This window comes from Curtobacterium sp. 179-B 9B NHS, assembly GCF_045370965.1.
Taxonomy (GTDB): Bacteria; Actinomycetota; Actinomycetes; order Actinomycetales; family Microbacteriaceae; genus Curtobacterium.
Window position 1 is genome coordinate 79,858 of the sequence record NZ_JBIQDQ010000001.1, and the last position, 14,961, is coordinate 94,818.

General features: G+C 73.2%; 10 protein-coding genes. 6 read left to right on the forward strand and 4 right to left on the reverse strand.

Features of this window, described 5'->3' with window-relative positions:
- Positions 1 to 130: 130 nt before the first annotated feature.
- Entirely contained in the window at positions 131 to 5,587 is a 5,457-nt protein-coding gene (locus ACH0A8_RS00415; RefSeq protein WP_406906072.1) for a discoidin domain-containing protein, read from the forward strand.
- Between the two features lie 41 nt (positions 5,588 to 5,628).
- Here the strand turns inward: ACH0A8_RS00415 and ACH0A8_RS00420 are convergent, their stop codons facing one another.
- The 3 genes from ACH0A8_RS00420 to ACH0A8_RS00430 are packed head-to-tail and all read right to left on the reverse strand — an operon-like array spanning position 5,629 to position 8,431.
- Positions 5,629 to 6,600 (reverse strand): ATP-grasp domain-containing protein, encoded by a 972-nt coding sequence (locus ACH0A8_RS00420; protein WP_311206213.1) that lies wholly within the window; start codon positions 6,598 to 6,600, stop codon positions 5,629 to 5,631.
- Positions 6,597 to 7,754: an alanine racemase gene (gene alr, locus ACH0A8_RS00425; RefSeq protein WP_311206212.1), complete on the reverse strand. Its 1,158-nt coding sequence runs from the start codon at positions 7,752 to 7,754 to the stop codon at positions 6,597 to 6,599. The genes ACH0A8_RS00420 and alr overlap by 4 nt, the downstream gene beginning before the upstream one ends.
- Positions 7,751 to 8,431, reverse strand: coding sequence for a M15 family metallopeptidase (locus tag ACH0A8_RS00430; protein ID WP_209683889.1), 681 nt, complete (start codon positions 8,429 to 8,431; stop codon positions 7,751 to 7,753). Before ACH0A8_RS00430 ends, alr begins: the two co-directional genes overlap by 4 nt.
- An 88-nt stretch (positions 8,432 to 8,519) precedes the next feature.
- Here ACH0A8_RS00430 and ACH0A8_RS00435 point away from each other — a divergent pair, with 88 nt between their 5' ends.
- The 5 genes from ACH0A8_RS00435 (at position 8,520) to ACH0A8_RS00455 (ending at position 13,793) form a co-directional block, all read left to right on the forward strand.
- Complete coding sequence (locus ACH0A8_RS00435; protein WP_209683887.1) at positions 8,520 to 9,218, forward strand: response regulator transcription factor; 699 nt, start codon at positions 8,520 to 8,522, stop codon at positions 9,216 to 9,218.
- On the forward strand, positions 9,215 to 10,330 hold the full coding sequence (locus ACH0A8_RS00440) for a HAMP domain-containing sensor histidine kinase (protein ID WP_251160561.1): 1,116 nt from the start codon (positions 9,215 to 9,217) through the stop codon (positions 10,328 to 10,330). The genes ACH0A8_RS00435 and ACH0A8_RS00440 overlap by 4 nt, the downstream gene beginning before the upstream one ends.
- A gap of 47 nt (positions 10,331 to 10,377) precedes the next feature.
- Positions 10,378 to 11,082 (forward strand): 5'-methylthioadenosine/S-adenosylhomocysteine nucleosidase, encoded by a 705-nt coding sequence (gene mtnN, locus ACH0A8_RS00445; RefSeq protein ID WP_251160560.1) that lies wholly within the window; start codon positions 10,378 to 10,380, stop codon positions 11,080 to 11,082.
- Positions 11,083 to 11,526: 444 nt separating this feature from the next.
- A complete protein-coding gene (locus tag ACH0A8_RS00450; protein WP_251160559.1) occupies positions 11,527 to 13,476 on the forward strand; it encodes a potassium transporter Kup in 1,950 nt (649 codons plus the stop codon).
- A gap of 101 nt (positions 13,477 to 13,577) precedes the next feature.
- A complete protein-coding gene (locus tag ACH0A8_RS00455) occupies positions 13,578 to 13,793 on the forward strand; it encodes a hypothetical protein (protein WP_066652356.1) in 216 nt (71 codons plus the stop codon).
- Positions 13,794 to 13,951: 158 nt separating this feature from the next.
- Here ACH0A8_RS00455 and ACH0A8_RS00460 read toward each other — a convergent pair whose 3' ends face one another.
- Positions 13,952 to 14,830 carry a DUF808 domain-containing protein gene (locus ACH0A8_RS00460; RefSeq protein WP_406906074.1) on the reverse strand — a complete coding sequence of 293 codons (879 nt, stop codon included), beginning with the start codon at positions 14,828 to 14,830 and terminating at the stop codon, positions 13,952 to 13,954.
- Between the last annotated feature and the right edge of the window lie 131 nt (positions 14,831 to 14,961).

Genomic DNA, 14,961 nt, shown 5'->3' on the forward strand with positions numbered 1-14,961 from the left:
CGTGCCGCCACCGCATCTCTAGAACGGATCCTCACTTCTCCTGACGTCCAGCGCGGGCCTGCCGACAGGGGTCCCTGCGACCCGACGCACGCCCCGCCGCCGAACCTCCGCCCCCGGAAGGGACCCCTCCGTGCACCTGGTCCGCACCGTCGTCGTCACGCTCCTGCTCGGCGGGCTCTCGCTCGCGCCCGTCGCCGCCGCGGACCTCGCGTCGGCGAGCACCCTCCCGACGGTCCTGCCGGACCCTGCCGCAGGGACCGGAGCCGCCGACCCGACGCACCAGCCGGTCGACCGGGCCGTGGCATCCGCTCCCGGTGCTGCCGGCCCGCAGGTCGACGGCGTGCGCGTCGGGGCCGGCTCGTACGCGCCGACGCCGCCGGCGGAGATCGCGTCCGTCGCCGACGTGCGGAAGACCGTCGACCAGCACCTGTACGTCGACCCGTCGCAGGCGGGGAAGCCCGTCCCCACGAACCAGTGGTGGACCGACCTGCTCGTCAGCAGGTACTCGGGCGACATGTGGGCGTACCCGTTCGTGTCGTCGAACAGTGCGCAGGGGACGAAGGTGACCCTCCCGACGTCCTGGAACGCGGACGGCACCGCGATGCGGCTCGACGCGCCGGTCACCGTGGGCGGCACGGTCGACCCGACGCCGGACGCCTCCGACCGGGTGCTCGCCGACTTCGAGGACGGTCTGCCCGACGGGTGGACCACGACCGGTGACGCCTTCGCCGGGACCTCGTCCGGGACCGCGTCGGGGCAGAGCGCCGTGTCCGGCTGGCTCGGTGGTGGGTTCGTCGACTCGTTCACCGACCGCGACGGCGACGGCGCGACCGGCACGCTCACCTCGCCGGGGTTCACGGTCGACCGGTCGGCCCTCGCCTTCCTGGTCGGCGGGGGCCGACACCCCGGGGCCGAGGCAGTGCAGCTGCTCGTCGACGGCGCGGTGGTCGAGGAGGCGACCGGCGCGGACAGCGAGGAGCTGCGCTGGACGACGTGGGACGTCAGCGCGTACCGCGGACGGACGGCGCAGGTCCGGGTCGTCGACTCGCTCCGTGCCGGGTGGGCGCACGTCCTGGTCGACCAGGTGCTGCTCACGGACGCCCCGGACGGCATCGCGGAGCGCTTCACCACGGCGTTCTCCGCCGATCGGGCCGACGCCCTGCGCTGGGGCGACTGGAACGTGAGCTGGCGGATGCCGCAGGCCGGACCGGGCGGTCAGTACATGGACGTGACGAGCGTGCAGGGGTCGCCGTACGAGTGGTTCGAGTTCCACGGCATGACCCCGCGCATCACCCTGCAGGACGGCGCCGCGCTCACCGACGCCGACGGCCGCGGACTCACCGGGACGATCACGACCGACCGCTTCGAGATCCGGCAGGACGGGCACGTGTTCGGGGTGCACGCGCCCACCGGCACCACCTTCACCCGCTCCGGGAACGTGCTCGAGGCATCCGCGGGCACCCCCTTCCTCGTGCTCAGCGCGGTGCCCGAGCAGGGGCTGACGCTCGACGACCTGCACCGCACGGCCTTCGCCGTCCCGCGGGACACCCGGATGGACTACTCGTACGACCCCGCGGCGGGTCAGGTCGAGCAGCGGTGGTCGCTGCAGACCGACGTGCTGCAGGGCTCGGACCACGACACCGTCCAGGGCTGGCTGCAGCACCAGTACGCCGAGGCGACGCACGACCTGTCGTTCACCGGAGCCACGTACGCGACGCCGCGCGGCACGATGAGGACGACCGTCGGGCACGACGGCTGGAAGCTGCGGTACGCCTTCAGCGGGCTGACCCCGATCGGCGCCGAGCCGACGAGCACGGGCGACGACCCGTACCGCGAGGAGGTCATGCGGCAGTACCTGTCGGACTACGCCGCGAAGGAGACCTACGGCGGCGACACCTACTGGGGCGGTAAGGACCTGCAGCAGCTCGGCGCGTACATGAGCGTCGCGGACCAGATCGGCGACACCGAGGACGCCGACCGGATGCGGGCGACCCTCGAGCGCGCACTCACGGACTGGTACACGTACAGCGAGGGCGAGCGGGAGCACTTCTTCGCGATGTACCCGACGTGGAAGGCCCTCATCGGGTTCGGCGACTCGTACGGGTCCGCCCAGTTCAACGACAACCACTTCCACTACGGCTACTTCACACTCGCGACCGCGCTGCTCGGACGGGCCGACCCCGAGTGGGCACAGCGGTACGGCGAGATGGCGACCCTCGTCGCGAAGCAGTACGCGAACTGGGACCGGGACGACGAGCGCTTCCCGCACTTCCGCACCTTCGGTGTGTGGACCGGTCACTCGAACGCCGGCGGTGTGTCCTCGCCGGGCGGCAACAACCAGGAGTCGTCGTCCGAGGCGATCCAGTCCGAGGCCGGGCTGTTCCTGCTCGGGTCGGTGCTCGGTGACGAGGACATGCAGGCAGCCGGTGCGGTGCAGTACGTCACCGAGCGTGCCGCCGTCCGCGACTACTACCAGAACGCCCACGGCAACCCGGCGTCGGCGGCGTACGACGGCGACGGCGCGTTCCCCGAGGCGTACGACGCCGGACAGGCCGGCATCCTCTTCGACTCCGGGCAGGCCGAGGCCACGTACTTCTCCGGCGACCCCGCGTGGATCTACGGGATCCAGTGGATGCCGACCGCGCCGTGGTTCACGTACTTCGGGTGGGACCCGGACTTCTCGAAGGCGATCATGCGGCAGATGATGGCAGCCCGGGGCGAGGTCGTCGGGCAGGACGGCGTCGTGGACGGCAACGCCGGGCACGTGCAGATGCTCACCAAGAAGTGGTGGGGCGTCGGTACCTACGGGGACGTCGCGATCACGCGGGACCGGCCGGCGGCGATCGGTGAGCTGCAGGACGCGATCCGGGCCGTGGAACGGAACCACCCGGGCTACGTGACCGCGAAGACCGCGACGAACCCCCTGTACGACCGGTCGACGGACACGCTGTACGTCTCGGTCGACGACGACGGCTCCGTCGTGTTCCCGTCCCGGTGGTGGACACCCGAGGCCCTGCCGGCGGCACTCGTGCCCGCGCAGCTCGACGGCCCGACGGCGGACCGGCAGCCGGGGGACTGGCCGGAGCCGTCGCCGCTCCTGCCGTTCCTCGTCACCGACTACCGGGCGGACCCCGACACCATCGGCCGGCTGTACGGCGTCGACCTGACCCACCACCGCCCGGGCGCCGACACCGCCCGCGCGGCCGCCGTCTTCAGCGAGATGGGCGATGCACTCGGCAACGTCGTCCTCGGGTTCCTCGCCCAGTACGACCCGGACACCTACGCCGACGTCCACGCGGCGCTCTGGGAGGCGCAGGACCCGACCGTGACCGGACAGTCGATGGCCGGGATGGTCTACCACCAGGCGATGTCGAACCGCACCGTCGGGCACGAGGTCACCGACCGCCACACGTCGAACCCGCTGAGCCAGGTGTTCCGCGCCGCCGACGGCACGTACTCCTACGTGATCGACAACGTCGACGACGTCCAGCGCACCTACGACGTGTACGCGGGGCAGCGGGTCGTCGGGCAGATCGCGGTGCCCGCCCGGACGCAGATCACGTCGCACCTCGATGCCCGACTGGCGAAGGTCGTCGTCGGGACGGAGGGCGACCCGCGCACGCTCGCCCCGGGCAGCACGACCGCGTTCACCGCGACCGGCTACGACCAGTACGGCGCGACCGTGCCGCTCGACGACGTGCGGTGGTCGACGAGTGCGGGGACGATCGACCAGGACGGCACCCTGCACGCGGGGGCCGCGGCGGACCAGGTGTCCGTGACCGCGACCGTCGGCACGGTCTCCGACGCGTACGACGTCCGTGTCGCCCCGGCACCGGTGCTCACGGGCATCGCCGTGACGCCCGGCACCGCCCGTGCCGTGGTCGGCGAGCCGGTGACGTTCTCCGCCGAGGGCCACGACCAGTACGGTGACCCGGCTCCGCTGCCCGCCGACGTCGCCTGGAGCACCACCGCTCCCGGCACGGTCACCGGTGACGGGACCCTCACCACCACCGCGCCCGGCGCAGGCTACGTCGTCGCGACGGTGGGCGACGTCGAGGCCGGCGGGGTCGAGGCCGGCGGGGTCGAGGGCAGCGCCGTCGTGTCGTCGATCGCCTCGGTCCCGGTGGTCGAGGGGACCACCGCGACCGCGAGCTCGACCGACGGGGGCAACACCGCGGCGAAGGCCGTCGACGGGGACCCCGCCACCCGCTGGGAGAGCGCGCACGGCGTCGACACGGTGGACCTGACGCTCGACCTCGGGTCCGCGCGGGACGTCGACTCCGTCCGGGTCACGTGGGAGAACGCCGCGGCGGCACGGTACGTCGTGCAGGTGTCCGACACGAACGACGGCCCCTGGCGGAACGTCCGCACCGTCACGAACGCGGACGCGTCGGTGGACACCGTGCCGGTCGGCGCGACCGCCCGCTTCGTCCGGCTGCACATGACCGACCGCCTCACCCAGTACGGCTACTCGGTGTGGGACGTGCAGGTGACCGGGACACCGGCCACCGCCGACGTGGACGTGCGCGACCTGCTGGTCGCCCCGCGCAGCGTCACGGTGCTGCCCGGCTCCTCCGTCCGGCTCGCCGCGTACGGGTTCGACGCCGACGGCTACGGCGGTCTGCTGACCGGTGACGCCCAGCCCGTCTGGACCGCGGACGAGGGTGCGACGGTGAGCGCCTCGGGCACGGCGACCCTGCCGGACCGCGGCGGTGCCACCGCGACGGTCCGCGCGGTCCGTGGTGCGGCGACCGGGCAGGCCGTCCTCACGACCCTCGACCAGGGTGAGTCGCCCGCGGTCTCCCGCGACGTCGCCGTCGGCAAGCGGGTGACGACCTCGTCCGACGAGCGCGGGGACCTGTCGGGCGACGCCGCCGTCGACGACGACGACACCACCCGGTGGTCGAGCACGGCTCGCGACGGCGAGTGGCTCGCCGTCGACCTCGGCTCGGTGCTGCCGCTCGACCGCGTCGAGGTCCTCTGGGAGACGGCTGCAGCGGCGTCGGACCACGTCGAGGTCCGCGACCGGGCATCCGACCCGTGGCGCACGGTCTCGACGACGGCCGAGGGACGGGGCGGGACGGAGACGCACGACCTCGACGGCGTCCGGGCCCGCTTCGTGCGCCTGGTGGCCGACTCGCGCACGACCCGGTACGGCGTCTCGGTGTGGTCGTTCCGGGTGTTCTCCACCGAGGGCACGCCGACGCCGGACCTCGCCCGGCGCGCCGCGGTCTCGTCGTCCGGCGACGAGTCGGCAGGCACACCGGCGCGTCACGCGGTGGACGGGGACCCGGGCACGCGGTGGGCGAGCGAGCACCGGGACGATGCCCGGCTCGACGTCGACCTCGGTGCGCGCCACGAGGTGCACGAGGCGACGATCCGGTGGGAGGACGCGTACGGCCGCGCCTACCGCATCGAGGGACGGGACGGGACGACGGGCGCGTGGACGACCATCGTCACCGTCACCGACGGTGACGGCGGCACCGACCGGGTCCCGCTGTCCGGTACGTGGCGGCAGATCCGGTTGCAGGGTGTCGACCGGGCGACACCGTACGGCTACTCGGTCTACGGGTTCGAGGTCCGGTAGACCGGGCGGCGGGCGGCACACCCCGCCGCCCGCCCGCCGGATCATCCGAGCACCGCGGCGAGCAGCTCGTCGACGAGCTCGACGTAGCCGAGGCCCACCGCCGCGTACATCCGCGGGACCTGCGACTGCTCGGTGAAGCCCGGCGCGGTGTTCACCTCGTTGAGCACCACCCCGTCACCGGTCACGAAGAAGTCGAAGCGGGCGACCCCGGCGCAGCCCAGGACCTCGTAGAGCACGGCGGCGGCCCCGGTGACCGCTGCGTGCTCGGCGACCGACAGGCCGGCCGGGATCCGGAACGGGGCGCTACCGTCGTACTTCTGTTCCCGGTCGAAGACGCCGCGCTCGTCGGTGGCGATCTCCAGTGTCGCGCCGCACCGCAGGACGCCGGACCGGTCGCGGAACAGCGCCACGTCGACCTCACGCCCGGCGACGAACGACTCGACGAGTACGGTGCTGCCGGCGGAGCGTGCGTGCTCGATCGCCGCCGTCAGGTCGTCGTGCCGCCGGACCAGGGTGACGCCGTTGCTCGACCCGGCCGACGTCGGCTTCACCACGAGCGGGGGTGCGGACGGGACGGCCGCCGCTGCCTCGGTCGCCGACACCGCTGCCGCGACGCGCACGGCGGGCGCGCAGGCGATGCCGACCGCGCCGGCGACCGTCTTCGTCACCCACTTGTCCGCCGCGAGGGCGCCGGCTCGGACCGGTGAGCCGACGACGGGCACGCCGACGAGGTCGAGCAGCCCGGCGACGGCGCCGTCCTCGCCGTGCTCGCCGTGGAGCAGCGGGAAGGCCGCGTCGCAGGACGTCAACCGGGCGACGGCATCGGCCGGGGACAGGAGCGCCCCGCCCTCGTCGTGCCACGTGCCGTCACGGCCGACGGTCAGCGGGACCGCGGTGTGGCCGCCGGTGCGGAGTGCGGCGACGACGGCCGCCGCGGAGGCCAGGGACACGTCGTGCTCGTCGTTCGCGCCGCCGCCGATCACGGCGACGCGGTGGTGTGGTCGGTCGGTCACGGGTGCTCCTCGGTGCTCGGATTGGTGCTGGTGCTGGTGCTGGTGCTGGTGCTGGTGCGGTGCACGCGGGCGACCCGGCTGCCGATCCGCGTGACGAGCTCGTGCGGGATCGTCCCCGCCCACGCCGCCCACTCGGCGACGGTCGGTTCGCCGCCGTCCCCGGGACCGAACACGGTGACCGGTTCGCCCGGGGACGTGCGTTCGGTGCCGGTGTCGACGACGACGCTGTCCATCGAGAAGCGCCCGACGACCGGACACCGGCGCCCACGGACCAGGACCTCGGCCCGGCCCGAGGCAGCGCGGGGGAGACCGTCGCCGTACCCGAGCGGCAGCAGCGCCAGGTTCGTCGCGGACGCGGTCGTGCTCGTCCCGCCGTACCCGATGCGGGTGCCCGCCCGCGCCGAGCGCGAGGACACGACCGCGGTCGTCAGTGACAGCGCCGGCCGCAGCCGGTCGGTCGTGCCCGAGGGGTCGATGCCGAAGAGTCCGGCGCCGATCCGGTGCAGGTCGAACCCGGCCCCGACGCCGGTCAGCGTGGCAGCGGTGGCCGCGAGGTGCACCGTGGACGGGGTCAGCCCGCGGCGACGGGCGGTCCGGACGGCGTTGCCGAAGAGCAGGCGTTCGCGGACGTTCTGGTCGTCCTCGGGGCGGTCCGCCGAGGACATGTGCCCCATCACGCCGACGACCCGGACCGCGCCGGTGCCCTCGGCCTCGCGCGCCAGCGAGCACAGCGCTGCCCAGTCGGCCGGCGCACACCCCTCGCGGGCCATGCCGACGTCGACGTGCAGGTGCACCCGTGCCGCGCGACCGACGGCGCGTGCCGCGACCACGACGGCGACCAGGACGGCGGGGTCGGCGACGGCGAGCGCGACGTCGGCGCCGACCGCCGCGGCGAAGTCCGCGTCCGGTGGGTTCAGCCAGCTCAGCACCGGTGCGGTCACGCCCTCGGCGCGGACCGCGAGCGCCTCGTCGACGCTCGTGACACCGACGGAGCCGGCCCCGGCCTCCAGGACGGACCGTGCGACCGCCCCGTGCCCGAACCCGTCGGCCTTGAGCACCGCCATCAACCGTCCGCCCGTCAGGGCGGCGAAGAAGGTCGTGTTGGCGCGGATGGCGTCGTCGTGGACCGTCAGGAGCGACCCGGACGCGGTCACTGCTGCATCCGCGGGTCGCCGGTCGGGTCCCAGTACTTGCGGGGGCACCCGTCGGAGGGGGCGTCCGGCCGGAGCTCGAAGTGCCACGCCTCGTTGTCGTAGACCTGGCAGAGCCCGTACCGAGCGCCGTTGTCCTGCAGCCAGGTGGCCGCATCCCAGTCCCCGATGTCGATCGCCTCGCCGCGGACGTGGAGCGACGTCTCGGGCGTCGAGACCCAGCGCGCCGCCTCCTGCCGCGAGCCGTACTCGGCGACGGCGTCGTCGAGGAGTCGTTCCTGGAGCGCGGGGGAGCGCCAGCCGCTGTTCACGACGAAGCGCACGCCCTCGCCCTCGGCGTCCCGGGCAGCGCGACGGACCGCGTCGAGCAGGTCCGGCTGCAGTCGTGCGACCGCGGGCAGGTCGTCGTCGAAGACCGACGCGCCGGACGGCACCTCGCCGGCGGCGGATCCGGTGGCGGCGCCGGCCGTGCCGTCGTCGTGTGTGCCGGCGGAGGCGCCGGTGAGGCCGTGCCCCGGTGCGCCGCCGGTCGCTCCGGGGCGGCCGGAGACGGCGGACAGCACGACGAGGACGACGGCGACCGCCGCGACGAGGGCGAGGAGGACGACGACCAGGACGGCCCCGGTTCGTCGCGGTCGTGCGGGGACGGGGACGGAGGGAGGAGCGGGACGGTGCTGCATGTCGACCAGTGCAGCGTGGACCGTGTCGTCGGAGCGTACGCGTTTCCGCATACGCTCCCGACACGTACCGCCGCCTAGCATCGGTGCCGTGCGTGTGCTGATCCTCGAGGACGAACCCCTGCTCGCCGAGGCCGTCCGCGACGGCTTCCGCCTCGAGGCCATCGCGGCCGACGTCGCGCAGGACGGGGACGCCGCGCTCGAGCTCCTCGCGCTGAACCGCTACGACGTCGCGGTGCTGGACCGGGACGTCCCCGGGCCGACCGGCGACGAGGTCGCCGCACACCTGGTCGCGACCGACGCCGGCGTCCCGGTGCTCATGCTGACCGCGGCCGACCGACTCGACGACAAGGTCTCCGGCTTCGCCGTCGGTGCTGACGACTACCTGACGAAGCCGTTCGCACTGCGGGAGCTCGTGCTCCGCGTCCGCGCGCTGGCACGGCGGAGCGGCGAGCACCGCCCACCGGTCCTCGAAGCGGCGGGGCTGCGGGTCGACCCGTTCCGCCGCGAGGTCTTCCGCGACGGCCACCACGTCGCCCTCACCCGCAAGCAGTTCGCCGTGCTCGAGGTCCTCGTCCGCGCCGGTGGCGGGGTGGTGAGTGCCGAGCAGCTGCTCGAACGCGCCTGGGACGAGAACGCGGACCCCTTCACGAACGCCGTCCGGATCACGGTGTCGGCGCTCCGCAAGCGTCTGGGGGAGCCGTGGGTGATCGCCACCGTGCCGGGCGTCGGCTACCGCATCGACACCGACGGACCGCGTGCCGGCGGCGTGACGGACGGCGGCTCGTGACCGACCGTCGCCGCGGCGCCAGCGTGCGGGTGCGACTCGCCCTCAGCTACGCGGGGGTGGTGGTGCTCACCGGAGCGCTGATCCTCGCCGTGGTCTGGGTGTTCCTCCTGCGGTACGTGCCCGTCGGGAACCTGGCCACGACCGACGGCTACGTCCCCGACCGTTCCGACCTCGTCCGTGCGTTCGTCCCCGCAGCGGCCGCGGTGTCCGTGGCACTCGTGGTCGTCGGGCTGGTCGGCGGGTGGTTCCTCGCCGGCCGGGTGCTGGCGCCGCTCCAGCGGATCACCGACGCCACGCGACAGGTCGCGGCCGGGTCGCTCGCGCACCGCGTCGCGCTCCCCGGGCGACGCGACGAGTTCCGTGACCTCGCCGACGCGTTCGACGGCATGGTCGGGCGGCTCGAGGCGTACGTGGCGGAGCAGCAGCGCTTCGCGGCGAACGCGTCGCACGAGCTGCGGACGCCGCTGGCCACGACGCGCGCGCTGCTCGAGGTCGCCGCCCGCGAGCCGGACCGCGACCCGGCCGGGGTCCTCGAGCGGTTGCGGAACGTGAACGAGCGGGCGGTCGACCTGACCGAGGCCCTGCTGGTGCTCGCACGAGCCGGCCGGGAGCTCCCGGACCGCGAGCGGGTGGACCTGTCGCTCCTGGCGGACGAGGCCGTCGAGACCGTCCTGCCCCTCGCCGAGGCGCGGGGCATCGACGTCGAGCCCGTCACGGCGACGGCGTGGACGACCGGCTCGACGTCCCTGCTGCTCCAGCTCGTGACGAACCTCCTGCAGAACGCCGTCGTCCACAACGTCGGCCCGGGGCGGGACGGCTGGGTCCGCGTCACGACGGGCACCCGGCAGGGCGCGTCGGTCGTCGTGGTCGAGAACCCCGGTGCCGTCGTGCCCGCCGCGGTCGTCCCGACCCTCACCGAGCCGTTCCAACGGGTGGCCTCGCGGCGGCGCGAGGACGACGCCGGCGCCGGTCTCGGTCTGGCGATCGTCGCGGCGATCGTGACCTCGCACGGTGGCACGCTCGACGTCGCCGCACGTCCGGAGGGCGGTCTCGTCGTCGAGGTGGCACTGCCCGCCGCGGGGTGCCCGGCCGGGCCGTCCTCTGCCGCGTGAGCGCCGTCGTGCACGGGAGCCGGGCCGCTCCGTGCGAGGATCGGTCGGTGCAAGCAACGCCCGTCGCCGTCGTCATCGCCGCGATGACCGAGGAACTCTCCGCCGTCGCCACCCTGCTGGGTGGTGTCGTCATCGACGACGGGCCGGTGGGCGGACACGACGAGCACCACCTGCTCGACGTCGGCGGATCGGTGGTCGCCCTCCGCCGCAGCGGCATCGGGTTCACGAACGCGACGGCCGCCGTCGCGCACTGCTTCCACGACTTCGGCACCGTCCCGGTGCTCAGCGTCGGGACCGCCGGCGGGCTCATGCGCGGCATCGAGATCGGTGACGTCGTCGTCGGCGAGCACTACGTGAACATCAACGCGGACGCGACGGCGTTCGGCTACGCGCTCGGGCAGGTCCCCGGGATGCCGCCGCAGTACGCGCCCGACTCCCGCATGCTCGCCCGCGCCGCCGCTGCTCGGACGCCGTACCGCATCCGATCCGCGACCATCGGCTCGAGCGAGGTCTTCGTCACCGAGGGGCGCGCCCGTGCGTTGCGCGAGGTCTTCCCCGCGGTCGCAGCGGTGGACATGGAGTCCGCGGCCATCGCGCAGTTCGCGCACGTGCACGACATGCCGTTCCTGTCGATCCGTGGGATCAGCGACCTGTGCGCACCGGACGGCGACGAGTTCCGGGAGCACCTCGACGACGCGTCGGCACGCGCAGCGCGCGTGGCGCACGACGTGCTGCTCGACCTGGCGGCCTGAGGCGGCGACCACCAGCGACCGCCACCGACCGCCGGACGGGAGGCAGGGCACCCGTCGGCCCCGCGCCTCCCGTCCGTCGGGCGCCCGCGTCGGACGCGCGTGGCGGCAGACCGGGTGAGCGCCGGGTCAGCGACGCCGGCGGCTGGCGATCAGGCCGCCGAACACCAGGACGACCGCGATCACGAAGACGATCAGCTGGGCCGGTTGGAACCCGTCGAGGTCCATGGTGCACTCCTTCCGTGCGCGGGACGTCCGCGCTCGCATCGACCCGAACGGTAGGACGCGGTTCCTGTACGCGTCGAGGGGACGGGGTACGACTCCTGCACGACAGCCGGTCTCCGCACACTCGTGCACGGTTGGGCGCCAGCCGAGTGCCTCGACGCTCCGCCGGTGCGATGATGATCCGCGGCCGTCGCCCGGACGGCCCGGACGGAAGTGACGAGCGTGACCGAGACCCGCTCCCCGGCGCCGACGAGCGACACCGTCGACGACCCCTCGCACGGGCCGGCGAAGGGCATCGCAGCCCTCGCCCTCACCGCCCTCGGCGTCGTGTTCGGCGACATCGGCACCAGCCCGCTGTACGCCCTCCGCACGGTGTTCACCATCGACGGCGGCATCGTGAAGGCGAACCAGGAGGACGTCTACGGCGTCATCTCGATCATGTTCTGGAGCGTCACGATCGTCGTGTCGATCAAGTACGTGCTCGTGCTCATGCGCGCCGACAACGACGGCGAGGGCGGGGTCATGGCGCTCGCCGCACTGGCGCGCCGGCTCTACGCGAAGCGGCGCGGGGGCGCGACGGTCTTCCTGGTGATCGGCATCATCGGTGTCTCGCTCTTCTACGGCGACTCGGTCATCACCCCGGCCGTGTCCGTGCTCTCCGCGGTCGAGGGGCTCTCGACCGCGGCGCCGTCGCTCGAGCACCTCATCGTGCCGATCGCGGCCGTCATCCTCGTGCTGCTGTTCCTCGTGCAGCGGTTCGGCACCGGCAAGGTCGGCAACCTGTTCGGTCCGGTGATGCTGCTCTGGTTCGTGGTCATCGCCGCGGCCGGCGTCCCGCACATCGTCGCGCACCCCGGCGTGCTGCAGGGGCTCTCGCCGACCTGGGCGATCTCCTTCCTCGTCGCCCACCCGTACATCACGTTCGTGGCGATGGGCGCCGTCGTGCTCGTCATCACCGGGGCCGAGGCGCTGTACGCGGACATGGGCCACTTCGGCCGTCCGGCGATCCTCCGCGCCTGGTTCTTCGTGGTGTTCCCGGCGCTCGTGCTCAACTACCTCGGCCAGGCGTCGCTGGTGCTGCAGGACCCCTCGGCGGCGAAGGACCCGTTCTTCCTGCTCTTCCCGGACGCCCTGCAGATCCCGGTCGTCGTGCTCGCGACGATGGCCACGGTGATCGCGAGCCAGGCGGTCATCTCCGGCGCCTTCTCGCTCACACGCCAGGCCGTCCAGCTCGGGCTGCTGCCGCCCCTGACGATCCGGCAGACCTCGCGGGAGGAAGGCGGCCAGATCTACCTGCCGGCGGTCAACCTGCTGCTCTTCATCGGTGTCCTCGCGATCATGCTCGCCTTCCGGTCGTCGGCGAGCCTCGCCACCGCCTACGGGGTGTCGGTGACCGGCGCGCTGGTCGTGGACACGCTGCTGCTGCTCCTGGTCGTCAAGCCGCTCTGGCACTGGGCGACGTGGAAGCTCGTGCTGGCCGCGGTGGTCTTCGGCGGGCTCGAGCTGACCTTCCTGGCCGGCAACCTGTCGAAGATCGTGCACGGCGGTTGGGTCCCGCTGCTCATCGCCCTCGCGGTGATCACGCTGATGACGACCTGGCGTCGGGGACGGCAGCTCGTACAGGAGGAACGCAAGGAACGCGAGGGGTCGCTCGCCGAGTTCATCGAGCGCATCAACACGAAGCACGTCCCACGGGTCGAGGGCATCGCGATCTTCCCGCACCCCAACAAGGAGACGACCCCGCTGGCGCTCCGCGCGAACGTCGAGCACAACCACGTGGTGCACCGGACCGTGATCATCGTCTCGGTGCTCACCGCGAACGTGCCGCACGTGCCGCACGCCAAGGCGTTCTTCCGCGACGACCTCGGGTACGAGGACGACGGCATCGACCACATCACGGTGAAGTTCGGGTTCTCCGACGACCAGGACCTGCCGCGGGCACTGCACGCCGCGTGCCTGGCCGAGGTGCTCGACGTCGATCCGGAGGCGATCGCCGGGGCGTCGTACTTCATCTCGCGCGGTGCGCTCCGACCGCAGGCCGGCAACCGCGGCATGGCGCGCTGGCGGAAGAAGCTCTTCGTCGGGTTGGCGCACAACGCGGCCGATCCGGCAGCGCGCTTCGGGCTGCCGGCACAGCGCACGGTGACGATGGGCAGCGACGTCGAGCTCTGAGCGCCGTCCTGGGCGGCTGAGCACCGTCCAGGCGGACGGCGTAGCGTCCGACGGGTCGTTCCGCCACCCGGGCTCCTGCGGCACCGAACGGAAGCCGCACCATGGCACACCGGAACGACCTCACCTGGCGTCAGGACAGCGACGCCTCCTGGTCGGCGTGGGCCGACGGCCGCGTGCTGGCCCGCATCACGCTCCAGCGGCAGTACGAGCTCGAGTCCGAGGACGGATCGGTGCGCGGGTCGCACAGCGCCCTCGGCAGTGCACAGGCGCAGCTCGAGGCCTGGTACCAGTGGGAGACCGCGGTCGGCGACGCCTGAGGCCACCGTCCCTCGGCCGGACCGGGCCGCCGCAGCACTCCGCCCGGTCGCGGTGACGACCCACCGTGCCGCGGCCACGTCGCGCCGGTCGGCCCGTGCCACGGCCACGTCGCGCCGGTCGGCCCGTGCCACCGTGCCGTCGGGGGAGCCCGGCCGGGTCAGTGTGCGCGGCCCCGCAGGCGACCGACACCGAGCACGATGCCGACCACGACCATGCCGAGCACGAGCCCGAACACGGCCGACACCGCGGTGTCGACGATCCACGTGACGACCGGGCCGGCGGCCTCGACCGCGTGCTCGACCACGTGCAGCAGTTCTTCCGGGCCCGCCCAGAACGTCTCCGCCAGGTTCGCGATCACCAGGTGCCCACCGACCCAGAGCATGGCGACCGTGCCGACGATGCTGATGACCCGGAACACCGTCGGCATCGCGCGCACGATCCGCGCACCGGCACGGCGGGTCCGCCGGGAGTCGTTCTTCATCATCTGCAGGCCGATGTCGTCGACCTTCACCAGGAGCGCCACGGCGCCGTAGACCAGGGCCGTCATCCCGAGCCCGATCAGCGCGAGGGCACCGACCTTCGGCCAGAAGTCGAGCCCGGTGTCCAGGCTCGACAGGGCGATGAGCATGATCTCGGTGCTGAGGATGAGGTCGGTGCGCACGGCGCCGAAGACGAGCTTGGGCTCCGTGGTCGGCTGCGCGTCGCCGGCGGCCTCGTGGTGCACACCGAACCACTCGGTGACCTTCTCGGCGCCCTCGAAGCACAGGTACGTGCCGCCGATGACGAGCAGCCAGGGCAGCACCCGCGGGGCGAACGCCGACAGCAGCAGCGCCAACGGGATGATGATGACGAACTTGTTGAAGAGGCTGCCGAGCGCGATGCGCCCGACGACGGGGAGTTCGCGAGCCGGTTGCAGTCCCTGGACGTACTGCGGTGTGACCGCCGCGTCGTCGATCACGACCCCCGCGGTCTTCGCGCTGGCCTTGAGGGCCGCGGAGAGGATGTCGTCCACCACGGCGAGCAACCCGACTGACATGTCGCTCACCCTACTGGAGCGGTCACCGGCGTCCGTCCCGCGCCCTCCCGCCGGCCGGCGCTTCCCCCAGATCGGGGTACGTGTGACGGCGGGTCCGTGCCGACATCCGTGGAGCGGCGCGCAGTCAGACC

What these genes read in the sequence shown, in the direction of transcription:
- ACH0A8_RS00430 (WP_209683889.1), bottom strand. Translation starts at nt 8,431, where the DNA reads ATGCAGCACCGTCCCGCTCCTCCCTCCGTCCCCGTCCCCGCACGACCG.
- ACH0A8_RS00455 (WP_066652356.1), top strand. Translation starts at nt 13,578, where the DNA reads ATGGCACACCGGAACGACCTCACCTGGCGTCAGGACAGCGACGCCTCC.
- ACH0A8_RS00460 (WP_406906074.1), bottom strand. Translation starts at nt 14,830, where the DNA reads ATGTCAGTCGGGTTGCTCGCCGTGGTGGACGACATCCTCTCCGCGGCC.